Below are 25,415 nucleotides of genomic sequence, written 5' to 3'. Positions count from 1 at the left end.
ATGAACCATGAGCCTGTCCCCACCGATGCCCCCGCTTCTGCCTCCACCTCTGCCTCCGCCCCGCATCGGCAAGAACCGGTGCCCGACCTCGCCAAGCACCATGCGCCCGAGGGCCGCTCCCTGGCCCTCGCCATCGGCGACCGCCGCCGAGGAAGGCCGACGCCCTCCCTCGACGATCCGGTCTTCCACATCTCCGACCTGGACATCTGGTACGCCGACCACCAGGCAGTGCGCGACGTGACGCTGACCATCGGCCGCCGCCAGATCACCGCGATGATCGGCCCGTCCGGCTGCGGCAAGTCCACCGTCATCCGCTGCCTGAACCGGATGAACGACCTCATCCCCGGGGCCCGCGTGACCGGAAAGGTCGTCTACTACGGGGAGAACCTGTACGACGCCGAAGTCGACCCCATCGAGGTCCGCCGCCGTATCGGCATGGTCTTCCAGAAGCCCAACCCGTTCCCCAAGTCGATCTACGACAACATCGCGTACGGCCCGCGTGTGAACGGCATGAAGGGCAACCTCGACGACCTCGTGGAGGAGGCGCTGACCGGCGCCGCGCTCTGGGAAGAGGTCAAGGACAAGCTCAAGGCCAGCGCCCTCGCGCTGTCCGGCGGGCAGCAGCAGAGGCTGTGCATCGCGCGGGCGATCGCGGTGCGGCCCGAGGTGATCCTGATGGACGAACCCTGCTCGGCACTGGACCCGATCGCCACCGCGCGCATCGAGGACCTGATGGCGGAGCTCGCCTCCGAGTTCACCATCGTCATCGTCACGCACAACATGCAGCAGGCGGGGCGGATCTCCGACTACACCGCCTTCTTCACCGCGGACGTGGACGACAAGGGCGTACGCCACGGGCGCCTTGTCGAGTACGACACCACCGAGAAGATCTTCGAGAACCCGGCCGACCCGCGCACCGAGGACTACATCACCGGCCGCTTCGGATAATTTCGGATAAGGGGGTGGCCCGATGCCGCAGCCCGGAGCGCGACGGCAACCGAGCCGTCTGTCCACCGCACCCGCGCTGCTGCTCGCCGAGGCCGACGAGGTGGCCGCCGCGGAGGTGGCCGCCGCGCTCACCGCCGAAGGCATCAAGGTCACCGAATGCCGCGACGGCGCCGAGGTCCTGCTCCGCGCCGGCCTCGAACGGCCGTCCATGGTGCTGCTCGGCGCCCCGCTGTCCCTCGTCGACGCGGCCACGGTCACCGAACTCCTCAGCCGCCTCTGCCCGTCGACCGTCGTGGTCGGGGTCGGCCCGCAGGTCGCCGACGAGGCGGTGGCCGCGCTGAAAGCCGGAGCGGTCGCCGTCGTCGCGCGCCCCTACCGCCTCGCCGAGATCCTTCCGCTGCTGTGGCGATCGCCCGCGTCGGGCGTGGGGCTCGCCGAGCAACTCACCGTGGGCGACATCGATCTCGACCCGGGCGGCATGCACGTCCACGTACGCGGACGCCAACTGCATCTGCCGCTCAGGGAGTTCCAGGTGCTCTCCTACCTGATGCAGCACGCCAATCAGGTCGTGGGCCGCCGGCAGATCCTGCGCGAACTGTGGGGCGACGAACTCACCGACACCAACACGCTCACCGTCCACATCAAGCGACTGCGCGAGAAGCTCGGCTCGGTGCCCGGCAGTTGCTGCACGATCGACACGGTACGGGGGCTCGGGTACCGCCTGGAGTGCCCGAGCAGGAGCGGTACGGCCCGGCGGGTCTGACTTGGCGTTTCATTTCGGCGTTCCAGGCGGCGTGCGTTCCCCCTGGTCGAAGCCTGTTCTTGTGTTCCCGCGTTCCAACCTGGCCGGTTGCTGTGGTGGTTGGGACGGATCACTCCGCAAGCTCGGAGTGTCCAGGCCCGCCCACCGGTTCGTTCGGGGCCGGTCCGGAACGTGCAAGCTGAAAGCCAAGCAAGGAGATGTCTATGAAGTCGTGGCGTACTCGTATCGGTGTCGGTCTCGCCGTCGGTGCGGCGGCGGTCACCATCCCGCTGACCAGCACCACCGCCTTCGCCGCCGATCCCCCCGGTGCGGGCTGGGTTCCTGTCGGTGCCGAGGCCTACCCCTCGAAGGCGGCGTGCGAAGCGTCAGAGCTTCCGATGGCTCACGACGCCGGGTACAACGAGGTGTGGTGCGACGACAGCAAGACCATCATGCCCATCTACTACCGCTGACGTCGCGGAGAGAAGGTCCGCTGCCCCTGGCATGTCGCGCCAGGGGCAGCATCCTGCCTCCAGGACGGGCGGCCCGTGCCCCAGCTGTTGATCACGGCCGCCGTGAAGCACTCACCACGTGCAGTCGGCTTGAAGATCGTGGATGCTGTCGGCGAGTTCGGCAGGCTGGACCGGCCAATTCGTCGCGTACCAGTGGGCGATGCGCCAGGCGAGGCGTCGCGGCCAGAGCGGAGTGGAGGGGAGTTGATCGACCGGCACCCACGTGGGAGTACCGCCGTAGTTGTCGAGTTCCTCCTGGGCGCCGAGCTCGCCTGTGGCATCCAGGAGAAGATAGTGCTCGCGGCGACCGTCCTTCCAGACACGAGCCACCTCCCCGACCACATGCCCCGTCAGCCCGCTCTCCTCCCGCAGTTCGCGAACGGCCGCAGCGTGCAAGGTCTCGCCGTCCTCGACTCCGCCGCCTGGAATCTCGTAGAACGGCTGTCCGTGTTCCTCGAAGCCGATGAGCAGCATCTGTCCATCACGAATCACGATCGCACCGGCCCGAACCCTCACCGGCTCGAATGCCGTCGGATCGTCCCAGGCAGCTGTTCGCTGTGCCGGAACGCCTGTGACCCAGTCCCGCAGCACGGTTTCGGCGGTGCCGACGGGGCGGATGCGCGCGTGCAGTGCCTCGGCCAGCGAGAGCGCGCGCCAACCGCTGTCCGGCCTCTCGCCATGCCGAGGCAGGCAATAAGTCCCATCCTCATCGGGGTGCTCGGCCACGACCAGGCCGGTAGCGCCAAACTCCACGTTCGCCAAGAGGGGTTCGTCGTTCATCCGGGCAGACTAGACGCCCGTCTTGGCGAGTGCTGAGCCGTCCGCCGTGGGCCAGGGGCCGACGGATGCCCAGTAGCCACGAAGCTCGGATGACCCACAATGGCGAAATGACCCGTCCGAGAATCCGTGTCGCCGCATACGTGATCCGGCATCGCGCTGTCCCCGAGGTTCTGGTCTTCGACCACGTCGGTATGCCGGAGGCCGGCACCCAAGTCCCTGCGGGAGGAGTCAGGCCGGGCGAAACGATGGAGGACGCGGTCCTTCGAGAGGTCGCAGAGGAGACCGGTCTGCTGACGGCCACCGTGGTCCGGCAACTCACTGTGGAGGACAAACCGCAGCCGGAAACGGGGCAGCCGCGACGCACCACTTTCTTGTACCTCCGGGTACCGGCGGACACCCCCGATGCGTGGGAGCACCACGTCCACGGAGACGGAGGGGATGCCGGTCTCACCTTCGCCTGCCGATTTCTCCCGCTTCCCTTGCGGCACACACTGGCTGACGAGCAAGACGCGTGGATGAGCCGGATCGACCCGCGCTGGACCACCGAGGCCACAGAAAGCTGATCTTGATCAGCGCGTGCTGCCGCCGGGCAGCAGCCAACTGCAAGGAGGACAGGCGCTCATGCGCACCCTGTACGTCGTCAAGCGGTCTCCATCGCCCGGGCGCTACGGACCCAGATCCTGGACGGTGCCGAGGTGGAACTGTTCTCCTCGGATCTGCGGCGTACCGTGCGCACGGCCGAGGAAGTGGCCGCACGGTTCGGAGTGCAGCCGATCCTGAATCGCAGACTGCGGGAGAAGTCCTAGGGAGAGGCGGGTGGAAAGCCGCAGGAGTGGCCCGACCGGCGCTGTGTCCCGCCGCCGGCTGTCGGCGAACGGATGGAGCACGACGAGGGCGTGGAGTGTGCTGAGACCAAGTCGGCCTGGGTGCGGCGCATTTACGCCGCCATTGACGAGATCCTCCGGGGCTCGTGCGAGCACCAGATCGTCGTGACGCACGGTGGCTCGTTGACGTTCGTCGTGGCGTCCTGGATCAAGATGCCGATGGCTTCGGCCGGCTATGCCAGCTTCCGAGCTCCTTCAGGCAGCATCACCACGCGGCCGGGCATCCGCAGGTTCTTCGGCATCAGTCCTCAGCACCGGCTTGCTGCGTGCCGAGCGCCTGTCCGAGCCGCAGATTCCATCGCCCGGAGCGTCCGCTGATGTGGGTAGCCGTCAGCGGTGGGACGTCGAGCCGCCAGAAGGCCGCGGAGGGTGCTTTGAGGACCGTGACCACGACGGCCCTGACGATCTCCGGCTCCACCACGGCGAGGGTTCTGCCCACGACCTCAGAAGCCGCGTCCAGCCATATGGTGACGCGCTCACAAAGGGCCAGTACCGATTCGCCGCCGGGAGGTGCAACGGCCGGGGCAGACAGCCAGCGGCTCACCGCCTCCGGCTCCCAGGTGCTGACCTCTTCGAGTGTTCTGCCCCGCCAGTGCCCCATGTCCAGGGCGCCCAACTCGGCTTGGTCCAGGGCCGCGAGACCGAGGGACGACGCCGTTTCCCGGCAGCGCACAGTGGGTGAGACCACCACCCGGTCAGCAGCGGGAAGCGTGCCGGCGGCAGCTTCGGCGCGTGCGACGCCTCTCGTGTCGAGCGGGCTGCCGTCATCGAACCGGGCCTCCCGCAGGGATCGGCTCGTCGCCGGCGAGATCAAGGTGACGCGACTGGTCACGCCTTTGCTCCTGTTCTTCGTGCAGGGGGAGTGCGCACGAGGTGCCAGGTTCCCATTTTCGCCCCTCACCGATCGACGCAGCAGCACAGGACCGGGACGCGTTGCACGAGGTTGTTCCCGAAACCTCCTCGGTTCCAGGGTTGTTCGAGGGGCTGGGTACGGCCGTCGGCGTCGGTTGCCCGGACGGTCAGGGTGTGGCTGCCGGCAGTTGCGGTCCAGGTGGTGTGCCAGGCCTGCCATCCCCAGCGGTGCGGCCCGCGGGGAGCGACCTCGGCGTCGATCCAGGTGTGGCCGTCGTCGGCGCTGACCTCGACCCGTGTCACCGGCCCGTACCCGGACCAGGCGCGCCCCTCAAGGTCCACGGGTCCCGGGCGCACGACCCGCACGCGTGACATGAAGTCCGGGAAGCCGGGCGGGATCAGCAGGGCGCGCGGGGCGATCAGGGTGACGGGCTCGCCGGGGTCGTCGGGGGACTGCCGGAACCGGTACGCCACGGCCTGCTGGAAGCCGGTGAACGGGGTGCCGGTCAGTTCGACGGAGCGCAGCCATTTGACGTGCGCCATGCCGTACCAGCCGGGGACCACGAGCCGCAGCGGGCAGCCGTGCTGGGGCGGCAGGGGGCCGCCGTTCATCGCGTACGCGAGCAGCACGTCCGCGTCCACGGGCAGTGGCAGGCTGCGCCGGTAGTCCTGCTCGACGCCGCGCTCGACTCCGTGGTCCGCGCCCGTGAACACGGCCTCGACCGCGCCGTCCTCGACCCCCGCCTCCGCGAGCACCGTCCGCAGAGGTACGCCCGTCCAGTCGGCGGTACCCACCGCCTCCACCAGCCAGGGCTGGCTGACCGGGCGCGGGCTCAGGCGCGCGCGACCGTTGCCCGCGCACTCCATCGTGACCCGGTGAGTGACGGCCGGCAGCGCCCGCAATGCGTCGAGCCCCAGTTCCAGGGGGGTACGGACCTGCCCGCCGACGGAGAGCCGCCACGCGCCCGCGTCGACCGCGGGGATGTCGTAGTGGACCAGTACATAGTGGAGGCCGAGCGGTGTGACGTCGTAGCGCAGGGCCTCGAGCGGCAGCCCATGATTGCGTGCCGCGAGCGCCAGTTCTTCCTCGCCGATGCCCTCACCGGGAGCGGCGACGCGTCCCGGTGTGCTCACCTCACCGAGGGATGTCCGCTTCATGCCTCCATGGTGAGCCCGTACGGGTCGGTCCCGCACGGGCGACCGGCTCTTTCCGGCCTTCAGACTCCGGAAGTTGTTGGTGGGGAGGTTGAGACGAACGGGATTGCTGCGCGTACGTGACGGCACACGGAAACCCAGCCGGCGGTGGCGTACACCGCAGGGGACAGGAGCCGCACGTGTCGCGCAAGAAGACCCTCAGCCGTAAGAAGAAGGTCGCCCTCATGGTGGGCGCCGCCGCGCTGGTGGCGGGAACCGCGGTGGTGATGACCGGTACGAGCCAGGCCTCGGTGGCATGTGACGGGCTGGCCACCGCGCTCAGCAACAACGAGGAGTTCATCGCAGGTCAGCGAGCGAAACCCGATGCGCAGTCCGCGGCGCGGATCGCCAACCGGGAAGCGGTGATCGAGGAGATCAAGCGGAAGCAGACGGCGTCGGGCTGCGACGCGGATGCCGGGGAGGGCGCTGGAGCCGGTGAAGGAGCAGGTGCGGATGAGGGCCAGGGCGCCGGTGGGGATGCTGCTCAGCCGCCCGCGGAGGAGCCGGGCGGCGATGCCACGGCCACGGCCCCGCCCGGGGACGGCGGAGACGCAGGGGCGGAGGGTGAGGTCGTCTGCGCCGGTTCCACCGTCACGCTGTCCGGCGAGGGCGGTGCGCCGGCCGCGTCCAGCAATGAGTTCCCCGTCGGTACGCAGCTGAAGGTGACGAACCTGGACAACTCCAAGTCCACCACGGTGGAGGTCACTTCGACGTCGGGCAGCTGTGCGCTGCTCAACAACGCGGCGTTCGAGGAAGTGCGTGAGGCCGGGAAGTTCCTGATCCGCAAGGCGCGGATCGAGCGCGTTGGATAGGTGAAATTGGAGGGGAGGGAGAGAGGCACCTAGTCCCCCTCTCCCTCCCCTCCCCGAAGCCCGCTTCCGCTCAGGGCACTGGGTGGGACAGTTCGATGTCGAGCGCTTCGGTGCCGGGGCCCGTGACGCGCAACGGGGTGGCGAGGGGCGGGTAGCCGCTGGCGATGACGGAGTACTCACCGGAGTCCAGGTCCGTGAAGGCGTACACGCCGTCCGCGTCGGTGGTGGCCGTCGCGGCGACGTTGCCGGCCGCATCGACGAGCGTGACGCGGGCGTCAGACAGCAAGCGCTGGTCGGCTCCGGAGCGCACCGCGCCCCGGAGCAGGGTGCCTGCGACGAGGGCGATCTCCACCCGGCCGGGTCCGCCGTCGCCGACCGTGACGGGCGCGGCGGCAGGCCGGTGCCCCTCCGCGTTCACGGCGACGGTGAACTCACCGGCGGGCAGATCCCCGAAGGTGAACTCTCCGTCCCGGCCGGTCTGTCCGGTGGCGAGCACCTCGCCGCGCACATCGGTCACGATCACCGTGGCGGCGGCGACCGGCAGTCCGTCGGTGTCGCTGATGCCCCCGCTCAGACCTCGGGTGCCTGCGAGCAGGATGTCGTACGCGAGCGGCTCGTCGCCGACGGTGACGGTGGCCGCCTGCGGCTGATGCCCCTCGGCGGCGGCGATCAGTACGTAGGTGCCGGCGTCGGGAGCGGTGAGCTCGTAGCCGCCGTCGGAACCGGCCACGGCACGGCTCAGTTGACGCCCCGTCAGGGAGATCAGGGTGACCGTGGAGGAGCGGGTGGCGCCGGTGGAGCTGTGGATGTGTCCGTGGAGGACGGGGCCGGTCCGTACGGGCGCTTCCTGGGCCTGGGCCGGGTGCGTCTCGTGGGTCTCTGCCGCGGCAGAGGCCGGGGGCGTTGCCTGGGCGGAGGCCGGAGTCGGCCGGGCCGGTTGCGGGCGGCGGAAGCCGATCAGGGTGGCCGTGGCGATCAGGGCCACCAGCATGCCGATCGCGCCGATGGTCATGCAGACGTGGACGGCGTCGGTGAAGCTCGCGCCGATCGCGCCGAGCGCGGGTCCAGTCGCCTCGGGGGAGAGTCCCAGATGGCCCGCCGCGCCCACGCCGCCCTGTGCGAGGGCCTCGCTCACCTGCTGCTGTTCGGCGACGGGCAGTCCGGAGTCCGCGAGGTGCCCGGGCAGGGCGGAGGTGAGCCGGCTGGTGAGGACGGCTCCGAGAACGGCGGGACCAAGGGCGCCGCCGAGCTGGCGCAGGGTGTTGTTGCCCGCGCCCGCCATGCCCGCCAGGTGGTGCGGGACGCTGCCGACGGCGACCGCGCTGATCGGCGTCATCACGAAGCCCATGCCGAGGCCGAACAGGGCGAGCGGTCCTGCCATCGCGCCGAACCCGGAGTCGGTCTCCAGGCCGGTCAGCCACAGCATGGCGCCGCCGGTGCCGAGCAGGCCGACGCACAGGAGCACACCGGGGGCGATCTTGCCCATGAGACGGCCGACGATCGGGCCCGCGATGATGGAGACGCCGTTGAAGACCAGCATCCGCCAGGCGATGTCGAGGACGGAGAGCTGCTGGACGCTGCCGAAGAAGAGGCTGAGGGTGAAGACGGAGCCGATCATCCCGAACATGACGATCGCGTTGACGACGCCTGCGCCGGTGAAGGGGCGCACCGCGAACAGTTTCAGGGAGAGCATCGGCGAGGGGGAGCGCAGTTCGGCGATGACGAAGGCGATCAGGCCGAGCGCGGCGGCGGCGAACGCGACGACGACGTTGGTCTGGCCCCAGCCGTCGGCTCCGCCGCCCTCGATCACACCGTAGATCAGGCCGACGATGAAGATGATCGCGGCGATCTGGCCGGGGACGTCGATGGCGCGGCCGTGCGCGGAGCGGGAGTCCTCCAGCATCCGCACGGCCACCAGGCCGGTGACGGCGGTGATGACGGCGGCCGGCAGGAAGATCCAGCGCCAGGTGGTGTGCTCCAGGATGACGCCGCTGATCAGCGGGCCCAGAGCCATGCCGATGCTCAGGGACGCGGCCCAGGCGGCGATGGCCTTGGCGCGGGCCCGGAAGTCCGGGTAGGCGTGGCTGATCAGGGCGAGCGTGGAGGAGGCGAGGGCCGCGGCACCCGCGCCGGCGATGGCCTGGCCGGCCCAGACCTGCTCGACGCTGTGCGCGGTCAGGGAGGTCACGGAACCGGCGGCGAACAGGAGCATGCCCGCGAGGTAGGCCTTCTTGCGGCCGTAGAGGTCGCCGATCAGGCCGAAGGTGAGGATCAGCGCGGCCATCGGCAGGATGAACGCGTCGGAGACCCATTGCAGGTCGGACGTGGAGGCGCCGAGCCCCTGCTGGATACGCGACAGGGACACCGAGACGCTGCCGATGGGCACGTAGGCGGCGAACATCCCGAGACACGCAAGCACGGTGGTCAGTGCCGGGCGCGCGACGGCGCGGTGGTGGGGGGTGGATATCGCGGACATGGTGAGACGGCCCTCCTGATCGAACGCGCCGATCAAGTTATCAGTTGCCTGTCAAAGTCCCAAATGGCTGAGATCGGAGGATGTAGGGGGGCGGGTTCCCCGGCCGCGAAAGGCTGTCAGCCGACCTGGGGCGGGTCGGGCCACATGCGGGCCACGGGGGAGTCGGGGCCGTCGAGGGCGACGGCGATGCGGCGCATGCCGAGCGTCAGGCGGGCCAGCTCCTCCGGCCCGCCGACCACGTCGGAGAGCTGTTCCACGACCGCCTCGACGAGCCGTCGCCCCTTGACCATGCCGAGCAGTCCGGCCTCGGTCGGCTCGACAAGCACCACCCGTTTGTGCACGGCGTGCGGATGCCGCTCGATCCACCCGATCCGCTCCAGATGCCCCAGCGCCGTCGTCACGCTCTGCGGCGTGATGTTCTGCATCCGGGCCAGGTCCGCGCCGGACAGCGGCCCGTACTGGTCGAGCGTCATCACGAGCCCGAGCTGCGTCATCGTGACGTCCAGGGAGCGCAGCCGCTCGTTCAGGGCGCGATGCACGGAGTTGTTCGCCCGCCACATCGAGTGGCTGAACGTCTGGTTCCACGGCGTGTCGGAGGCGGTCCCCTCCGGGCGACGGCTCGGCATCTTCAACTCCCTGCGGGCAAACGGCCCTCATCTTAGCGGCAGCCGCTGCGGGAAGACGCTCGTCAGAGGCTCTTGCCGGGATTGAGGATCCCCTGCGGGTCGAAGGCCTCCTTCAGCCGCCGCTGCAACGCGTGGGCCGCAGGTCCTAGTTCGTCAGCCACCCACTGTCGTTTCAGGACACCCACCCCGTGCTCGCCGGTGAGCGTGCCGCCGAGGCGCAGGGCCAGCGCGAAGATCTCTCCGGCCGCTTCCCAGGCGGCGTCAGGGAGCCCTGGCAGCGCAGGGTCCACGACGATGATCGGATGCAGGTTGCCGTCCGCCGCGTGCGCGATGGTGAAGACGGGCACGTCGTGGCGTACGGAGATGGCGCGGATCTCGGTGACGGCCTCCGCAAGGCGGGAGCGGGGCACCGCGATGTCCTCGATCAGTGGACGGCCGAGGCGTTCCAGCGCGGGCAGGGCGAGCCGACGGGCGGCGAGCAGCGCCTCGGCCTCGACCGGGTCCGTCGTCGTTTCGACCGTCGTGGCCAGCGGGGAGAGGAGCCGGGCGACCGCTTCCGCCTCGGCCGCCGCGCCCGCTCCGTCGCACTGCACGAGCAGCAGGGCCGCGCCGCGCGCCCGCAGTGCGGGGTCGATGGCGTGCAGTACCGGCCCGTCGACGAGCTCCGCGAGGGCGGGTTCGACTCCGGCCCGCCCGATCGCGTACGAGGCCTCGGCAGCGGCTTCGAAGGAGGAGAAGTACGCGGCGAGCGTGGCCGTCGCCACCGGCACGGGCCGCAGCCGCAGTGTCGCCGACGTGATCACGGCGAGGGTGCCCTCGGAGCCGGTGAGCAGGGCCGTGAGGTCGTATCCGGTGACGCCCTTGACCGTACGGCGGCCGGTGCGCACGACCGTGCCGTCCGCGAGCACCACCTCGAGGCCGAGCACGCTGTCCCGCGTCACGCCGTACTTCGCGCAGCGCAGTCCCCCGGCGTTGGTCGCGATGTTCCCGCCGATCGTGGACAGGGCCGCGCTCGCCGGATCGGGCGCGTAGCGCAGCCCGTGCGCGGCGGCCGCCGTGTCCAACTCCGCTGTGATCACGCCGGGTTCGACGACCGCGAGCTGGTCGTCCGGCGACAGTTCGAGGATGCGGTTCATCCCGGCCAGGTCCAGGACGAGTGCGCCCTCGCCCGCCGTCGCCCCTCCCGAGAGGCCGGTGCCCGCGCCCCGCGGGACGACCGGCACACGCAGGGCGTGCGCGTGCCGCAGGGTGACGGTCACGTCCTCGGTCCGCCGGGCGTGCACGACTGCCAGGGGGATGCCGTCGGGCCGTGTGCCGGAGCGGTCGGTGGCGTACGCGGCGAGCGTGGACGGGTCGGTGGTGAGCCGGTCGGGGGCCAGATCGCGGGCGAGGAGGCCGAGGAGGTGGGCGGATGTGGTGGTCGCGGGTGCTGCCGGTGCTGTCACAGGTCCTGTGCCTTCGTGTCGTTCAACGTCTTCGTTCCGATCGCGAGCAGGGAGATGTCCTCCTGGGGTGCGTGCACGGGCGCGCACTGGATGTCGCGGAAATGCCGTTCCAGCGGGTTGCCCCGGGCCAGGCCCGGATTGCCGAGCAGGCGTACGGCCAGCTCCACGGCCCGTACGCCGTGCCGGTCGGCCAGCACGCGCGCACCGAGGGCCTGCTCCGGGGTGTAGGAGGAGTCGCCCGCGTCGACCCGGGCGGCACCGTCGAACACCAGCTGTTCGGCCGTGGCGAGCAGCACCTCGATCTCCCCGGCCGTCCGCCGGAAGCGTTCCGTACGGGCCACCGGATGGCCGAGGTTGGCGGGCACGCGAGTGTGCGCGAAGGTGTGGAAGAAGGTCTGCGCGGCCCGTGCGACACCCAGGTAGAGCGCGGCCAGCGGCAGATGGAGGGCCGCGCCCGCCCGGTTGTCCTGCTCGGAGGCGGGACCGTGCGGGCCCAGGCCGACGACATGCTCGTACGGGATCTCCACCTCGCGGAACTCCACATCGTGGCTGCCGCTCGCGCGCAGCCCCAGCTGGTCCCACCGGTCGGTGATCTCGATGCCGGGGGAGCCGCCCGGGACCAGGAACGTGCCCACGCGAGGCTCCGGCTCCTCAGTGGTGGCCCATACGAGGAACCAGTCGAGCCCGTCGGCGCCGGTCACGAACCGCTTGCGGCCACTGACCGACCAGCCGTCGGCGGTGCGCCGGGCACGCGTCGCGGGCAGACCGCCCCGCGCGGGCGAGCCGAGATCAGGCTCCACGCGCGCGTGGTTGATGAGAACCGGCCGTTCCCCGGATTCCTTGAGCACCCGCGCGTACACGTCGTCGGGCCACTGCGGCCGCACGGCCTGCCGGGCGTGCGTGTTGAGTGTCATCGCCGTGATCAGGGCGACGGACGGGTCTCCCCGCCCGAGCGTGTGCAGGATGCGGGCGGTCTCGGCGACGCCGGCGCCCCGGCCGCCGTACCGCTCGCCGACGGTGGCGGTGAGCAGTCCGGCCTCATGGACGGCGTGGAGCGAATCGGCGGGGAAGGACGCCGACTGGTCGTAGCCGGGGGCGAGTTCGGCGAGGCGCGCCGTCACATGCACGTTCACAGTGCCTTCTTGAGGTCGGAGTTCAGCTTGCGGGACCAGAAGGACTTGACGTCCAAGTGCGACTTCAACGCGCCGAGTCGGGTGAAGGCATCGGCCACCTTCTGCTGCGAGGCGATCGAGTCGTCGCCGACCGGCCCGGACCGCGTCGGCTGCTGCGTCTGCGCGTCGCGGAATTCCTTCTCCGCCTGGGCGACGGGCTGGTGGGTGGTCTTGGCGATCACCTTGGCGAACTCGTCCTGGTGCCCCTTGCGGACGTAGGCGTACGCGCGGCTGATCCGGGCGATCAGATCGGCCGTGGCGGCCCGCTGGGCGGGACTTTCGAGCACGCTTTCACGCGCCGACCAGAGGAAGTTGCCCGACAGGATGTCCTTGCCCGAGCCGACCGTGACGGCGCCCTGCTGGCGGGCGGTGATGATCGATGTGCCGTACGAGGCGAAGGCGTCGATGCCGCCGCCGTTCAGGGCCGCAAGGCCGTCGTTGGGCAGCAGCGGCTTGGCGTCGATGTCGGACCACTTCAGGCCCGCCTGCTTCAGCAGCTCGTACAGGAAGTAGTGGGCGGTGGTGTTCTGGACGTACCCGACCTTCTTGCCCTTCAGGTCCGCGATGTCGCTCACCTTGGAGCCCTTGGGGACGACGACCTCCTGATTGAGTGTCGCGGCGCGCTGTACGGCGACGACCTCGAAGTTGGGCTTGCCGTCGGCGGCCGCGAAGACCGGCGGGATCTCACTGGAGGACGCGACGTCGAGGGCCCCGGCCCGGATGGCCTGGAGCTGCTGGTCACCGCCCTGGAAGAGACTCCAGTTGACCTTGTACGGAGTGTCGTCGAGGTGGGCGAACTTCAGGATCGCCTCTTCGTTCTTCCAGCCGGTGGCGCCGACCCTCAGGGTCACGGAGGACAGGTCGGATGCGGACCCGGCCTTCGCCTCGGTCCCGCAGGCCGCCGCGAACGGCAGCAGGAGGGCGAGGGCGGCGGCGGACGCGCGCAGGGTGTGACGGGACACGGAATCTCCATGAGAGCTGAGAGCGGGTCAGGCGGCCTGGGAGGTCGCGGCGCGGTGCGCGAGCTCCTGGCGGACCAGCGGGAGGATGTAGCGGGAGTAGTCGATCGCGTCGTTGAGCGGGTCGTAGCCGCGGATCGACAGCAGGTCGCAGCCGATGTCGACGTAGTCGAGCAGCGCCTTGGCGACCGTCTCGGGGGAGCCGACGAGCGCGGTGGAGGCGCCTGCGGCATTCGTGGCGACCGCCGGGGCCGTCCACAGGCAGCGATCCTGGACCTCGCCCCGCTCTGCGATGTCGAGAAGGCGCTGCGAGCCGACGTTGGCCGGACGTCCCGTCGTCCGGTAGTGGCGCAACAGCTCGGTACTCGCTGCCTGCTCCTTGAGCACGCCGAGCGTGCGGTGCGCCTTCTCCCAGGCCAGTTCGTCGGTGGGCGCGATGATCGGACGGAACGACACCCAGATCCGCGGGCGGGGACGTCCGGCGGCGTCGGCGACCGCGTTGACGGCGGCGATCTGCTCGGCGGTCTCCTTCAGCGGCTCGCCCCACAGCCCGAAGATGTCGCCCTGCTGCCCGCCCACCCGGTACGCGTCCTGGGATGAGCCGCCCACCGAGATCGGGACGAGCCCGTTGACCGGCCGTACGTCGGAGTGGAAACCCTCGAACGTGTAGTGCTTGCCCTCGTGCGAGACCGGCCCGTCCGCCGTCCACACCTTGCGCAGGATCTGGATGTACTCGTCCGAACGCTCGTACCGCTCGGCCTTGTTGAGGTAGTCGCCCTCCCGGTGCTGCTCCTCGTCACTGCCGCCGGAGATGATGTGCACGGACAGGCGCCCGTTGCTGATCCGGTCAAGGGTCGCGAAGGCGCGAGCCGCATGGGTCGGGAAGATGACGCCGGGGCGGTGTGCGAGGACCGGCCGGATGCGCTCGGTGTGCGTGGCGACGAACTGTGCCAGCTGAAGGGCGTCCGGGGACGCCGAGTGGTAGGCGACCAGGGTGTGGTCGAAGCCGCCGTCGTCCAGGGCGCGGGCATAGCGGCGTACATAGTCGGGGTCGAAGCCGGTGCGTGCGCTCGCGGCGGGACCGGACGCCCCGGAATCGGTGTGGACAGCGCTGATGAACTCGACAGGCATCGTGAACTCCTTGCTTCAAAGGGCCGCTTGAGGGCTTCGAAAGGTCACTTGAGGACGGAGGTGTCGGCGGACTTCGCCACGTCCACGTTCGGGGTGAGGACACCGATGCCGTGCATCAGATCGGCCACGCCCTGCACGGTCCCGTTCACGTCGGAGGTGACCGGCAGAACCTTGCTGTACGCGGCGGAGGCGAGCGTCTTCGCCACCGAGGCGTCGGCGCCGTTCCGCTCGACGATGGCGTCGGCGTACGCGTCCTGGTGTGTGCTCGTCCAGGTCAGGGCCTTGGACAGGCGTCCAAGGAAGTCCCTGAGCGCGGTCTTCTTCGCCGGGTCCGCCAGAGTCTTGTCCGAGGCACCGATGAAGCCGTAGCCGCTGACGCGCCCGTCGGCGCCGTCGACGAGGAGCTTTCCGCCCTGTGCCAGGCCGACGGACTGGTAGACGCCGAAGGTCGCCCAGGCCTTGATCTTCCCGGAGGCGAAAGCGGCCTGCGCGTCGCTCGGCAGGAGGTACTGGACCTTCACGTCGGAGTACTTGAGCCCGTTCTGCCGGAGCACGTTGGCCAGCAGGTACTCGGAGATGCTGCCCTTCGCCGAGGACACCACGACCTTCTGACCCTTGAGATCCTTGACGCTGCTGATGCCCGATCCCTTGGGGACGACGATCCCGACGTGCCGTCCGTCGCTCCTGAGCGCGGCGACGTTCTTGAACTTCACCCCGCCGCTGAGCGCCTGGAGCGCGGGCAGATCGGCGGAGTACGCGGTGTCGGCGGCGCCCGCCTGAACGGCCTGGTAGAGCGGGGCCGCGCCCTCGAACTCCGCCCACTTCACCTTGTAGTCGGCGCCCTTGAGTGCTCCGGATGCGGCCACGATGGTCTGGAGGGTCTTGGCCTGGTCGCCGATGGTCAGGGTGACCTCGTCGTCGCCGCCGGCCGCATCGGCGGAGGAGTCGGCGCCGCAGGCTGTGAGCGCGAGCAGGGCGGAGATGCTCAGCGCGGCGGCGGCGAGTCGGCGTATCACGAGGGGATCCCTTCGGGGGTACGGGTGCGGGCGTCAGCCGGAGTGTCGGTGTGGGTGACACCGAGCCAGCCCAGGAGGCGGGCGCGGAGGGTGACGAACTCGGGGGCGGTGAGATCCCGGGGGCGGGGCAGGGTGACGGTGAGATCGTGGGCGATGCGCCCCTCGTCCATCACGAGCACACGGTCGGCGAGCAGCAGCGCCTCCTCCACGTCATGTGTGACCAGGAGGATCGCGCAGCCGTGCCGCTGCCACAGCTCGGCGACCAGCTGCTGCACCTTGCCCCGCGTCAGCGCGTCAAGGGCGCCGAACGGCTCGTCCAGGAGCAGGAGTTCGGGCTCGCGGACGAGGGCGCGGGCGAGCGAGACGCGTTGGGCCTGACCTCCGGAGAGGGTCTTCGGCCAGACGGCCGCCCGCTCCGCGATGCCGACCTCGTCCAGTGACCGCTCGGCGAGCGCGCGGTCGGGCCGTCCGGGAAGGCCGAGGACGACGTTGCGCCACACCTTCAGCCAGGGGAGCAGCCGCGGCGACTGGAAGGCGGCGCTGCGCCGGGCCGGCACGGTGACCTCGCCGCCGATCTCCTCGTCGAGCCCGGCGAGGATGCGCAGCAGCGTCGACTTGCCGCAGCCGCTGTGCCCGAGGAGGGCCACGAACTCGCCATCGCGGATGTCGAGGTCGAGTTCGTGCAGGACGGTGTGGCCGTCGAAGGCCCGTGAAAGCCCGCGGATCTCCACGCTGTTGAGTACGGAGGTGGTCATCGTCAGGCCTCACCGTCGAAGTTGGCCCGCCAGGTCAGCAGGCGGCGCGAGAGGATGCGTACGGCGAAGTCACAGGCGAGACCGAGCAGCGCGTACACGGCGAGGCAGAGCACGATGATGTCCGTGCGGAAGTACTGCTGGGCGTTGCTCATCAGATAGCCGAGACCGGCGTCGGCATTGACCTGCTCGGCGAAGACGAGCGCCAGCCAGGCGGTGGAGAGTGCGTACCGCAGACCCACCAGTGCTCCAGGCAGCGCGCTCGGCAGGATGACGTAGCGGATCAGGCCCAGCCTGCCGAGCCCCATCATCCGTGCGGCCTCGACGAGTTGGGAGTCGGTCGAGCGGATGCCGCCGTAGATGTTGAAGTACAGCGGATAGGTCACGCCGAGCGCGACAAGGGCGATCTTCGGGGTCTCCTCGATGCCGAACCAGACGATGAACAGGGGGATGAGACCCACCCAGGGGATCGCCCGGAACATGCCCATCGAGGAGTCGATGACGTCCTCGCCGAGCCGGAAGAGGCCGGCAAGGAGGGACAGGCTCAGCGCGATCACCGCACCGATCAGGAAGCCGGTGGCGGCCCTGCGTCCCGACGCTGCGATGGCGCCGGGGAGTTCGCCGTTCTTCGTCAGTTCGACGGCCTGGTCAAGGACATCCATGGGTGAGGCGAGCACGGACTCGGGGAGTACGCCGGTGGCCGATGTCAGAAACCAGAGGAGTACAAGACCCACGGGCCCTGCGGTACGGCGTACCGGGCGGGGGACGGTGAGCCGGCGGGCCGTGCGCGCGGTGCCGCGGATGGTGACGCGCGGTGCGGGCTCGTCCTTCGGGAGCGTGGAGAGCTTGGAGAGTGCGCTGTCGGTCTTGGGTGTGGGGTCGTCTTCGTCCGGCGGCGCTGTGGCCGTCGGACCGAGCGGTTTCGTCGTCATGATGGGGGAATTCCTCTCGCGTCGCCTCAGGACGGCAGGGGGCCGGTCACGGCGGGGCGTGCGGGATCGGCGGACCAGGCGGACCAGGAACCGGGGAAGAGTGTCGCGTCGAAACCGGCCAGGGCCAGGGCGGCGATCTGATGGGCGGCGGTGACGCCGGAGCCGCAGTAGACGCCGACGCGGTCGGCCTCGGCGGCACCCCTGCTCTCGAACCTCTTGCGCAGCACCTCGGCGGGCAGGAAGGTCCCGTCGGCCGCGAGGTTCTCCCCGGTCGGCGCGGAGACCGCGCCCGGGATGTGGCCCGCACGCGGGTCCACCGGCTCCACTTCACCCCGGTACCGCTCGGCTGCGCGGGCATCCAACAGGAGCCCCGTCGCGGCGAGTTCGGCGGCACCGTCCGCATCGGTGACCGGAAGGCCGCCCGGACGCAGAACGATGTCACCCGGCGCCTGATCGGCGGGCGCGCCGGTCTCCAGGGGCTGCCCGGCCGAGCGCCAGGCGCCCAACGCCCCGTCCAGGAGCGTCACGTCGGACACCCCGGCGTAGCGCAGCAGCCACCACGCCCGAGCCGCGGCCGTGTTCCCCGAGTCGTCGTACACCACGACAGGACGCCCGGCCCGCACGCCCCACCTCCGCGCCGCGACCTGCAGATCCGCGAGGTCCGGCAGCGGATGGCGGCCACCGGCCGGGCTCGGCGGCGCTGCCAGTTCGGTGTCCAGATCCACGTACACCGCACCGGGAACGTGCCCGGCCGCATGGTGGACGCGGCCGTGCGGATCGCCGAGCGCCCAGCGCACGTCGAGCAGCACCGGCGGGGCGTCGGAGCGCAGCAGGGTATCGAGCTCGGCGACCGTCGTCGTCACACGGGCGGTCATCCGAGGCCCTCGGCGATCAGGGGCAGTTCGGGGGAGAGCCGCAGCCGCTCCAGGAAGAGGAGGACTGTGGCGGCGGCGGTGCGGTGCTGCGCGTCGTTCAGTACGTCGTGGCGGCCGCCGTTGAAGGTGACGGTCCGCACCCCGGAAAATCCCGCGTACGCGTCGAGCGCCTGGTCTAGGGGGCTGATGGTGTCGTCCGCGCCGTGCAGTGCAAGGACCGGGACGTGGACGAGATCGAGGCGGAGCTCCGGGAGGTCCACGGCTGCGCCGATGGCTCCGCGGTGGAAGTCAGGGTCGTTCGTGAGACGGCCCTGGTGGGTGGTGCAGGCCGTCCGTGCCTCGAGTTCGGCGTCCCAACTCCCGGAGATCCAAGGCGCGGTAGGCAGACCGATGAGGATCAGGGCGTCGATCCCGGGCGTCTGCTCGGCGGCGAGGTGGGCCGCGTACCGAGCGCCGGTGTCCGAGCCGACGAGCACCTTCGGCCCGGGAAGCGACTCGTCGGCGAGGAGTTTGGCGGCCTCTTCGAGGACCGACGGGTCAGCTGACGGGTCACCGAGGGCGCGTACGGCGTAGGCGTCGGAGGCGAGCCGACGGCCGAATCGCTCGTAGACGCCGCCGTGCTCACCTCGCCCGGCCAGCACGATCAGCGTGCCGCGCGCGGCAAGGTCGTCGGGTTCGTTCCAGGAGTAAAGAGAAGCGGGCATGAGGGGGCAACTCCCTTGAGAGGCAGGGGAAAAGAGCAGGGGAAAGAGCAGCGGAACAGGGCAGGGCGACAGGGGCAGATGGCGACGGGGGGCACGGCTCAGAACCCGCTGTCACGTGTCAGCCGGGACTGCACACGACTCGGGCGGGACAGCACGCGACTCGGGTGGGACTGCGCGCGATTCTGGAGGGACGTGACCCGGGAAGGACGCGAGGAGGGAGGCTCAGCGGGCCGGACGCGTCAGTGGCCGTCGGCGGAGCGCTTCAGGAGATCGCGGAGTGCTTCAGGAGGTCAGCGACAGCGCGCGCTGCTCGCCACGCCGAAGTCGATGACTCGGCGCTGCGTCAGGAAGGCAGCGGAAGCGGTCGTGTGAAGCATGGCCTCATCATGACCGGCCGCGGCCGACCGCGTCCAACGACGATTCCGCATCGAAACCGATAAGCAATCGCGATCGGTTCCGGAAACGGGCTACGGTCACCGCATGCCCCAACCTGTCCTCGACATCGTGGCCCTGCGCAGCCTGACCGCGATAGCCGACTGCGGCGGCTTCCACCGCGCGGCCGGCCTCCTCGCCCTCAGCCAGTCCGCGGTCAGTCAGCACGTGCGCAGGCTGGAGAAGACGCTCGGCCGCCCGGTCGTCGAACGTGAGGGGCGTGGCATGCGGTTCACGCCCGAGGGGCGGCTGCTAGTGGAGCAGGCCCGCCGTATCCTCGCCGTCCACGACCAGGCGGTGCGAGCCCTGTTTGAGACGGACGGGGACACGGTCACCATCGGTTCCACCGAGCATGCCGCCGACCAGTTCCTGCCCCGGCTCACCGCCGCCGTCCAGGAGGTGCGCCCCGGCTGCCGGGTGCGCTTCCGTATCGACCGCTCGGCGCGCCTGGTCGAGGCCGTGGAGCGCGGCAGCGTGGACGTGGCGGTGTATGTCACCGAAGCCGCCGCCACCGAGGGCACTCCGGTCGGCGGGCTGCCGCTCACCTGGCACGCGACACCCGGCTGGGTGCCGCCCACCGCGCCCGCTCCAGTTCCCCTCGTCGCCATCGAGGACCCCTGCGCGATCCGGCGCCGGGCCATCGCGACCCTCGCCGCGCACGGCGTCGCGGCCTCGGTGGTCGGCGACGCCGGCTATCTGGCGGGCGTCCTTGACATCGCCCGTACCGGCCAGGGCGTGGCCCTGCTCGCCGCGGTCGGACCCGCCCCCGACGGCCTCACCCCGTACGACGGGCTGCCCCCGGTCACCCCGATCCCCATGAGCGCGCTGGCCCGCCCCGGAGCGGACCCGGCCACGGTCACGGCCGCCTTCGACGCCGTACGGGACCTTCTGCGCTGACACGGGGCGGGACTCGCCACACTGTTGGCCTCCCTCAGTCGTCGGCCAGCTCTCCGAGCAGTTTCCATGTCCGGCGTCGGTCCGCCTCGCTGCCGAGGTCCGTCGACGTGAACACCACCTCGGTCGCTCCGGCTTCTCGATACCGGCGTACCTCGGCGGCGACAGCCTCCTCGTCGCCGATGGCGGCCAGGTCGGCGGCCCGGGTGGCGCCGGAGAGCTCGATGACGCGCTGGTAGGAGGGGAACTGCTCATAGAACGCGAGAGCTTCGGTCGCCGTCTGCCGTACCGTCTCGGCGTCGGAGGTGACGACGCCGGGCACGAAGGCCACGATCCGGGGCGCGGGCCGGCCCGCCGCCTCGGCCGCGGCGGTGACGGCCGGGACGATGTGCTCGGCGAGCGCACGCGGACCGGCCAGCAACGGCAGGATGCCGTCCGCGAGTTCACCCGAGACACGCAGTGCCTGCGGACCCATGGCGGCCACCAGGAGCGGCACCTGCGGCTCGGCGCCAGGTACCTGTGCCGGCAGGGGCGTGGTGGCGGTGAGCAGCTCGCCGTGGAAGTCGGAGCTGCCTGTCTCGAGCAGTTGGCGCAAGGCGGTGAGGAATTCACGGAGCAGGCGGATGGGGCGCTCGTGCGGGATGCCGAAGGCCGTTTCGGTCAGCAGCTTCGTGCCGAGCGCGAGGCCCAGGTGGTAGCGGCCGCCGGTCGCGGCCTGGGCCGTCTGGGCCTGGCTGGAGACGAGGAGGGGGTGACGGCCGAAGACCGGGATCGCCGAGGTGCCGACGTGCAGCCCCGGCACCTCGCGGCCGACGATCGCGGCGAGCGTGGGGGAGTCGTACCCGAAGGTCTGGCCGAACCACGCGGAGCGCAGTCCGGCCTCGTGAGCCTCCCGCGCGAGTTGCACCGTACTGTCGACTCGGTCCTGAAGTGAAAGCGCTACTCCGATGGTCATACTCACCGCAACCATCAGTCGCGCGACCGTCATTCCGGCCCGTATATGACAAGTTCATGGCGGCTGTGTAACGGCTGCCGCTGCTGCACCCAGCGTTCTCGTCCAGGGAGCGGGACACCTTTTGATGAAGAGCCGTGGCTGCTGTAGAAATGGGCCCCATGATTCACGAACTGCTGGTGCGACGCCTGGTCATCGACCTGTGCCGGTGCCCCCTTTCGTGTTGTTCGTGCAGCTGATTTCGCTCTCCTGATCGCGCGTTCCTGACGCGCCCCGCCGTCCGGTGATGGTCCCGGCGGCGCCCCTTCCTCCCGCACTTCGGTGCGCTCCCCGAGTTGCCCGGGTCCCGCCCGGCCGCAACTGCTCATCTTCCGGCGCCCATGGAGGCCCCGCCCTCATGTCCACGACCCCCTCCCCACCACAGGCCGCTCCACCACAGGCCGACCTCACCCCTCTGCCCGACGTAGCGCCGGTGCGGCGACGTCCCCGCGGCACGGCGCGCCTGCGTCACGTCGCCCTGCCGTTCGGCTCCCTTCTCCTGTTCCTCCTCCTGTGGCAGCTGCTTGCGGTGAGCGGAACGTGGAGCGAGACGCTGGTCCCGCCCCCGGCCAAGGTGTGGAGCGCGTTCATCGAGGTGTCCACGACGCACGACGGAGTACGTGGCTACAACGGCACCACACTCATCGAGCACCTGGGCATCAGCCTGCGACGCATCGCGCTCGGGGCCGGTCTCGGTATCGCCCTCGGGGTGGTCTTCGGTCTGCTCATGGGCACCGTCGGCTGGGTCCGGTCGCTGTTCGAGCCCTGGATCACCTTCCTGCGGACGCTGCCTCCGCTGGCGTACTTCTCACTGCTCATCATCTGGCTGGGCATCAATGAGGAACCCAAGATCACTCTGCTGGCCGTTGCCGCCTTCCCGCCGGTGGCGGTGTCCACGACGACCGCGGTGACCGCCGTGTCGCAGAGCCTGATCGAGGCGGCTCGTGCCCTGGGCGGTTCTCGGTGGGATGTCGTCAAGGATGTCGTCGTGCCGTCCGCCCTGCCTCAGACGCTGACCGGTATCCGGCTGGCAGTGGGCGTGGCCTACTCCTCCCTCGTCGCCGCCGAGTTGGTCAACGGGCTGCCCGGAATCGGCGGCATGGTCAAGGACGCCGCCAACTACAACAACACCCCCGTGGTGCTCGTCGGCATCATCGCCATCGGCGTCTCCGGACTGCTCATCGACGGTCTGCTGCTTCGGCTGGAGCGCGCTGTCGTGCCCTGGCGCGGGCACGTCTAGGCCCTTGTCTCTGCCTTTTCCCTCCGGAACAGAATTCCTTCCTGCAAGACCTGAACAGAAACGGCCCGCCATGTCTCGCTCCACTCCTGAAGGCACTTCTCGACACCCGTCCCGACGCCTGCTGCTCGCAGGCGCCCTGGCCGCGGTGTCCGCGGTCGCCACCGGCTGCTCATCGGGCAGCGAGGCGTCCGCGTCCGGCGGGTCCAAGCGGCTGCGCATCGGCTACTTCGCCTTTCCCAGCGGCGACCTGCTCGTGAAGAACAAAAAGCTGCTGGAGAAGGCGCTGCCGGACTACAAGATCACCTGGATCAAGTTCGACTCCGGGGCCAACGTCAACCAGGCCTTCCTTGGCAAGTCCCTCGACATCGCCGCGCTGGGTTCCAGCCCGTTCGCCCGCGGGCTCTCCGGGAGTTCACCGATCCCGTACAAGGTTGCCTTCATTCTCGATGTCGCGGGCGAGAACGAGGCACTGGTGGCCCGCAAGGGCGCCGGGATATCCGACGTCGCCGGTCTCAAGGGAAAGACGATCGCCACCCCCTTCGCCTCGACGTCGCACTACAGCTTGCTGGCGGCGCTGGAGACGGCCGGTCTCAAGGCGTCCGACGTCAAGCTGGTCGACCTGCAGCCGCAGGCGATCATCGCCGCCTGGGAGCGCGGGGACATCGACGCGGCCTACGTCTGGCTGCCGACGCTGGACGAGCTGCGCAAGTCCGGCACCCAGCTCACCAGCAGCAAGAAGATCGGCGCGGCGGGCAAGCCGACTCTGGACCTGGCCGTCGTGTCCGACGAGTTGATCGACAGGGACCCGAAGGCGATCGACACCTGGCGGAAGGTGGAGGCCCAGGCCCTGAGCCTGCTCAAGTCCGACCCCGACGGCTCGGTCAAGGCCATCGCCGCCGAGCTCAGCATCAGTGTGGCGGACGCCAAGGCCCAGCTCGCGCAGGGAGTGTTCCTCACTCCGGACAAGGTCGCCTCCGCCGACTGGCTGGGCACCGAAGGCAACCCGGGCAAGCTGCATACCTACGTCACCGACACCGGCCAGTTCCTGGCCGACCAGAAGCAGATCGACGCCGCGCCGTCCGCGGACGCCGTCCGCAAGGCCTTCTATCTGAAGGGACTGCCCGATGTCCTCAAGTGAGACCGTGAGCAAGGGAGTTGAGGCATCGGACACCGAGCGTGCCGGGTCGGTACGTCTCGACCGCATCACCCACCAGTACGGCCGGGGCAGCGAGACCGTCACCGCCGTGGGGCCGGTCGACCTGACCGTCCCCGCGGGTGAGTTCCTGGTGCTCGTCGGTGCGTCCGGCTGCGGCAAGAGCACACTGCTGCGGCTGATCGCCGGGTTCGAGCAGCCCACCCACGGCTCGGTGCGCGTCTCCGGCGCCGCACCGCGGCCGGGTGAGGCAGCCGGTGTGGTGTTCCAGTCGCCGCGGCTGTTTCCGTGGCGGACGGTGCAGGGCAACATCGACCTGGCGCTGCGGTATGCGGGGGTCGACCGTGCCCAATGGCCCGACAGGCGGGCGGAGTTGCTGGAGCGCGTCGGTCTCGAAGGGATGGGGAAGCGACGCATCTGGGAGATATCCGGCGGTCAGCAGCAGCGCGTCGCCATCGCCCGCGCCCTCGCGGCCGAGAACCCACTGCTCCTGCTCGACGAACCGTTCGCCGCCCTGGACGCGCTGACCCGTGAGCGGCTTCAGGAGGACGTACGGGAGGTGACCGCCCAGACCGGACGGACCACGGTGTTCGTCACCCACTCCGCGGACGAGGCGGTGTTCCTCGGCTCCCGCATCGTGGTGCTGAGCAAGAGCCCCGGGACCGTAGCCCTGGATCTGCCGATCAACCTGCCGAGGGGCGCAGTCGACGCCGACGAGCTGCGCGAGTCCGCTGAGTTCACCGACCTACGTACCCAGGTCGCCCACGCGGTCAAGTCTGCGGCGGCGGCCTGACGCGGGGCGGAGGTGGCTGAGAGTCACCTTTCCTGCTGGTTCGTTCTGCAGGAGCGGGAGCGGAGGTGGCCACGCCGGGCTTGGGCCCCAACCCGCTGCGGGTCAGCTGTCGAGCGCGGTGAGTGCGTGCGTGAACTGGTCGTCGGTGACGGGCTCGAGCCAGGTGGTGCCGTCGCCGTTGCCGTCACCGACGACCATGGCGATGTGTGCCATGAGCGCGGTGTCGGTGGCGCCGTGCCAGTGCTCTTCGCCGGCCGGGCACTTCACGGTCTCGCCCGCGCTGACGCGCACCACTTCGCCGTCGCGGGTGCCGACCATGCCGACGCCGTCAGTGACGTAGAGGGTCTGGCCGCTGGCGTGGGAGTGCCAGTTGGTGCGGGCGCCGGGGGTGAAGCGGACCAGAGCGGCGGCGAGACGGGCGGGCTCCGCCGGTGCCTCGATCATGTTGAGGTAGACGTCTCCGGTGAACCGTTCGGCCGGGGCCTTGGCCGTCGGGGTGGAAGTGATGTGTTCCATGGTGCGGTTCCTTGCTGTGTTCGGGGAGGGACGGAGAGGTGGCGGGAGGGGCGAGTTCAGGCGGCGCCGCGTTCGTCGGCGATCTTCTTGAGTTGGTTGATCGCGGTCATCGCGTTGGGCCAGCCCGCGTAGAAGGCGAGGTGGGTGATCGCCTCGGACAGTTCCTCCACGCTGAGCCCGTTGTCCAGGGCGACGCCGAGGTGGTAGCCCAGTTGCTCGCCGCGGTACAGCGCGGCCAGCGCACTCACCGTGACCAGGCTGCGGTCACGCGGGGACAGGCCGGGGCGCTCCCAGACGTCGCCGAACAGGACGTTGTCGGTGACCTCGACGAGCTTGGGAGCGATCGTCTTCAGTTCTTCGGGGGCGGACTGCTTGGGCATGGTGTCTCTCCTTGTTGCATACGGGGTGTTCCGGCGGAATCCGGTCTCTGGCCGGCCGACGGGTGTCAGTGCTGCGACGGGGCCGGGGTGGCGGCGTCGTCCCGCGCACCGGCCGGGGCGGGGGGCTGGCGCAGCAAGCCCGCAGACGCGGCAGTCCCCCCGAACCCCCGGGCGCTGTGAGGGCGCCGGGTGATGGTGTCGGTG

Annotated in this window: 26 protein-coding genes and 1 pseudogene; 10 read left to right on the top strand and 17 right to left on the bottom strand. The window is 70.2% G+C overall.

Annotation, left to right across the window (positions count from 1 at the left end):
• The 3 genes from pstB to ACFQ7F_RS02820 all read left to right on the top strand — a co-directional run bounded on the left by pstB (nt 1) and on the right by ACFQ7F_RS02820 (nt 2,163).
• Nucleotides 1–948: a phosphate ABC transporter ATP-binding protein PstB gene (gene pstB, locus ACFQ7F_RS02830; RefSeq protein WP_383265056.1), complete on the top strand. Its 948-nt coding sequence runs from the start codon at nt 1–3 to the stop codon at nt 946–948.
• A 22-nt stretch (nt 949–970) separates the two neighbouring features.
• Nucleotides 971–1,711 (top strand): winged-helix domain-containing protein, encoded by a 741-nt coding sequence (locus ACFQ7F_RS02825; RefSeq protein ID WP_383265054.1) that lies wholly within the window; start codon nt 971–973, stop codon nt 1,709–1,711.
• Between the two features lie 203 nt (nt 1,712–1,914).
• Nucleotides 1,915–2,163 carry a hypothetical protein gene (locus ACFQ7F_RS02820; RefSeq protein WP_383265052.1) on the top strand — a complete coding sequence of 83 codons (249 nt, stop codon included), beginning with the start codon at nt 1,915–1,917 and terminating at the stop codon, nt 2,161–2,163.
• A 111-nt stretch (nt 2,164–2,274) separates the two neighbouring features.
• On the opposite strand, the gene ACFQ7F_RS02815 is transcribed toward ACFQ7F_RS02820, so the two are convergent.
• On the bottom strand, nt 2,275–2,982 hold the full coding sequence (locus ACFQ7F_RS02815) for an NUDIX domain-containing protein (RefSeq protein WP_383265050.1): 708 nt from the start codon (nt 2,980–2,982) through the stop codon (nt 2,275–2,277).
• A 107-nt stretch (nt 2,983–3,089) separates the two neighbouring features.
• Between ACFQ7F_RS02815 and ACFQ7F_RS02810 the strand changes: the two genes are divergently transcribed.
• Both ACFQ7F_RS02810 and ACFQ7F_RS02805 read left to right on the top strand, forming a co-directional pair.
• On the top strand, nt 3,090–3,545 hold the full coding sequence (locus tag ACFQ7F_RS02810; protein ID WP_383265047.1) for an NUDIX domain-containing protein: 456 nt from the start codon (nt 3,090–3,092) through the stop codon (nt 3,543–3,545).
• 84 nt (nt 3,546–3,629) lie between these two features.
• A pseudogene (locus ACFQ7F_RS02805) lies at nt 3,630–4,184 on the top strand (histidine phosphatase family protein); the annotation flags it as partial.
• Here the strand turns inward: ACFQ7F_RS02805 and ACFQ7F_RS02800 are convergent.
• Both ACFQ7F_RS02800 and ACFQ7F_RS02795 read right to left on the bottom strand, forming a co-directional pair.
• A complete protein-coding gene (locus tag ACFQ7F_RS02800) occupies nt 4,108–4,698 on the bottom strand; it encodes a histidine phosphatase family protein (RefSeq protein WP_383265045.1) in 591 nt (196 codons plus the stop codon). The pseudogene ACFQ7F_RS02805 and the gene ACFQ7F_RS02800 overlap by 77 nt on opposite strands.
• Nucleotides 4,699–4,763: 65 nt before the next feature.
• Complete coding sequence (locus ACFQ7F_RS02795; RefSeq protein WP_383265042.1) at nt 4,764–5,876, bottom strand: sulfite oxidase; 1,113 nt, start codon at nt 5,874–5,876, stop codon at nt 4,764–4,766.
• A gap of 176 nt (nt 5,877–6,052) precedes the next feature.
• Between ACFQ7F_RS02795 and ACFQ7F_RS02790 the strand changes: the two genes are divergently transcribed.
• Entirely contained in the window at nt 6,053–6,724 is a 672-nt protein-coding gene (locus tag ACFQ7F_RS02790) for a hypothetical protein (protein WP_383265040.1), read from the top strand.
• Nucleotides 6,725–6,794: 70 nt separating this feature from the next.
• Here ACFQ7F_RS02790 and ACFQ7F_RS02785 read toward each other — a convergent pair whose 3' ends face one another.
• From ACFQ7F_RS02785 to ACFQ7F_RS02735, 11 genes are all read right to left on the bottom strand, one after another.
• Complete coding sequence (locus tag ACFQ7F_RS02785; RefSeq protein WP_383265038.1) at nt 6,795–9,200, bottom strand: MFS transporter; 2,406 nt, start codon at nt 9,198–9,200, stop codon at nt 6,795–6,797.
• Between the two features lie 116 nt (nt 9,201–9,316).
• Nucleotides 9,317–9,826: a MarR family winged helix-turn-helix transcriptional regulator gene (locus tag ACFQ7F_RS02780; RefSeq protein ID WP_383265036.1), complete on the bottom strand. Its 510-nt coding sequence runs from the start codon at nt 9,824–9,826 to the stop codon at nt 9,317–9,319.
• A 62-nt stretch (nt 9,827–9,888) separates the two neighbouring features.
• Nucleotides 9,889–11,271: an FAD-binding oxidoreductase gene (locus tag ACFQ7F_RS02775; RefSeq protein ID WP_383265033.1), complete on the bottom strand. Its 1,383-nt coding sequence runs from the start codon at nt 11,269–11,271 to the stop codon at nt 9,889–9,891.
• Nucleotides 11,268–12,404 carry an acyl-CoA dehydrogenase family protein gene (locus ACFQ7F_RS02770; RefSeq protein WP_383265030.1) on the bottom strand — a complete coding sequence of 379 codons (1,137 nt, stop codon included), beginning with the start codon at nt 12,402–12,404 and terminating at the stop codon, nt 11,268–11,270. Before ACFQ7F_RS02770 ends, ACFQ7F_RS02775 begins: the two co-directional genes overlap by 4 nt.
• A complete protein-coding gene (locus tag ACFQ7F_RS02765) occupies nt 12,401–13,405 on the bottom strand; it encodes an ABC transporter substrate-binding protein (RefSeq protein WP_383265027.1) in 1,005 nt (334 codons plus the stop codon). Before ACFQ7F_RS02765 ends, ACFQ7F_RS02770 begins: the two co-directional genes overlap by 4 nt.
• Before the next feature lie 27 nt (nt 13,406–13,432).
• Nucleotides 13,433–14,533, bottom strand: a complete 1,101-nt coding sequence (locus ACFQ7F_RS02760; RefSeq protein WP_383265025.1) for an LLM class flavin-dependent oxidoreductase — start codon at nt 14,531–14,533, stop codon at nt 13,433–13,435.
• A gap of 44 nt (nt 14,534–14,577) precedes the next feature.
• Complete coding sequence (locus ACFQ7F_RS02755; protein WP_383265022.1) at nt 14,578–15,549, bottom strand: ABC transporter substrate-binding protein; 972 nt, start codon at nt 15,547–15,549, stop codon at nt 14,578–14,580.
• Nucleotides 15,546–16,304, bottom strand: coding sequence for an ABC transporter ATP-binding protein (locus tag ACFQ7F_RS02750; protein WP_383265019.1), 759 nt, complete (start codon nt 16,302–16,304; stop codon nt 15,546–15,548). The genes ACFQ7F_RS02755 and ACFQ7F_RS02750 overlap by 4 nt, the downstream gene beginning before the upstream one ends.
• A 2-nt stretch (nt 16,305–16,306) precedes the next feature.
• Nucleotides 16,307–17,233: an ABC transporter permease gene (locus tag ACFQ7F_RS02745; RefSeq protein ID WP_383265017.1), complete on the bottom strand. Its 927-nt coding sequence runs from the start codon at nt 17,231–17,233 to the stop codon at nt 16,307–16,309.
• Between the two features lie 26 nt (nt 17,234–17,259).
• Nucleotides 17,260–18,108: a sulfurtransferase gene (locus ACFQ7F_RS02740; RefSeq protein WP_383265014.1), complete on the bottom strand. Its 849-nt coding sequence runs from the start codon at nt 18,106–18,108 to the stop codon at nt 17,260–17,262.
• Complete coding sequence (locus ACFQ7F_RS02735) at nt 18,105–18,812, bottom strand: alpha/beta hydrolase (RefSeq protein WP_383265011.1); 708 nt, start codon at nt 18,810–18,812, stop codon at nt 18,105–18,107. The genes ACFQ7F_RS02740 and ACFQ7F_RS02735 overlap by 4 nt, the downstream gene beginning before the upstream one ends.
• A gap of 480 nt (nt 18,813–19,292) precedes the next feature.
• On the opposite strand from ACFQ7F_RS02735, the gene ACFQ7F_RS02730 reads away from it, so the two are divergent.
• Nucleotides 19,293–20,141 carry a LysR family transcriptional regulator gene (locus tag ACFQ7F_RS02730; protein ID WP_383265008.1) on the top strand — a complete coding sequence of 283 codons (849 nt, stop codon included), beginning with the start codon at nt 19,293–19,295 and terminating at the stop codon, nt 20,139–20,141.
• 34 nt (nt 20,142–20,175) lie between these two features.
• Here the strand turns inward: ACFQ7F_RS02730 and ACFQ7F_RS02725 are convergent, their stop codons facing one another.
• On the bottom strand, nt 20,176–21,093 hold the full coding sequence (locus tag ACFQ7F_RS02725; protein ID WP_383265005.1) for an LLM class F420-dependent oxidoreductase: 918 nt from the start codon (nt 21,091–21,093) through the stop codon (nt 20,176–20,178).
• 394 nt (nt 21,094–21,487) lie between these two features.
• Between ACFQ7F_RS02725 and ACFQ7F_RS02720 the strand changes: the two genes are divergently transcribed.
• The 3 genes from ACFQ7F_RS02720 to ACFQ7F_RS02710 all read left to right on the top strand — a co-directional run bounded on the left by ACFQ7F_RS02720 (nt 21,488) and on the right by ACFQ7F_RS02710 (nt 24,315).
• The gene (locus ACFQ7F_RS02720; RefSeq protein WP_383265003.1) at nt 21,488–22,369 is read left to right on the top strand and encodes an ABC transporter permease; all 882 of its coding nucleotides are present in this window, start codon (nt 21,488–21,490) and stop codon (nt 22,367–22,369) included.
• Between the two features lie 70 nt (nt 22,370–22,439).
• Entirely contained in the window at nt 22,440–23,507 is a 1,068-nt protein-coding gene (locus tag ACFQ7F_RS02715) for an ABC transporter substrate-binding protein (protein ID WP_383265001.1), read from the top strand.
• Entirely contained in the window at nt 23,494–24,315 is an 822-nt protein-coding gene (locus ACFQ7F_RS02710; protein WP_383264999.1) for an ABC transporter ATP-binding protein, read from the top strand. Before ACFQ7F_RS02715 ends, ACFQ7F_RS02710 begins: the two co-directional genes overlap by 14 nt.
• 102 nt (nt 24,316–24,417) lie before the next feature.
• Here ACFQ7F_RS02710 and ACFQ7F_RS02705 read toward each other — a convergent pair whose 3' ends face one another.
• Nucleotides 24,418–24,831 carry a cupin domain-containing protein gene (locus ACFQ7F_RS02705; protein ID WP_383264996.1) on the bottom strand — a complete coding sequence of 138 codons (414 nt, stop codon included), beginning with the start codon at nt 24,829–24,831 and terminating at the stop codon, nt 24,418–24,420.
• A gap of 56 nt (nt 24,832–24,887) precedes the next feature.
• Nucleotides 24,888–25,211 carry a carboxymuconolactone decarboxylase family protein gene (locus tag ACFQ7F_RS02700; protein WP_383264994.1) on the bottom strand — a complete coding sequence of 108 codons (324 nt, stop codon included), beginning with the start codon at nt 25,209–25,211 and terminating at the stop codon, nt 24,888–24,890.
• Nucleotides 25,212–25,415 lie beyond the last annotated feature (204 nt).

This window comes from Streptomyces sp. NPDC056486, from assembly GCF_042795295.1.
GTDB lineage: Bacteria > Actinomycetota > Actinomycetes > Streptomycetales > Streptomycetaceae > Streptomyces.
Note: the sequence above shows the minus strand (reverse complement) of the source record. Positions and strands in the feature narration are given on the sequence as shown.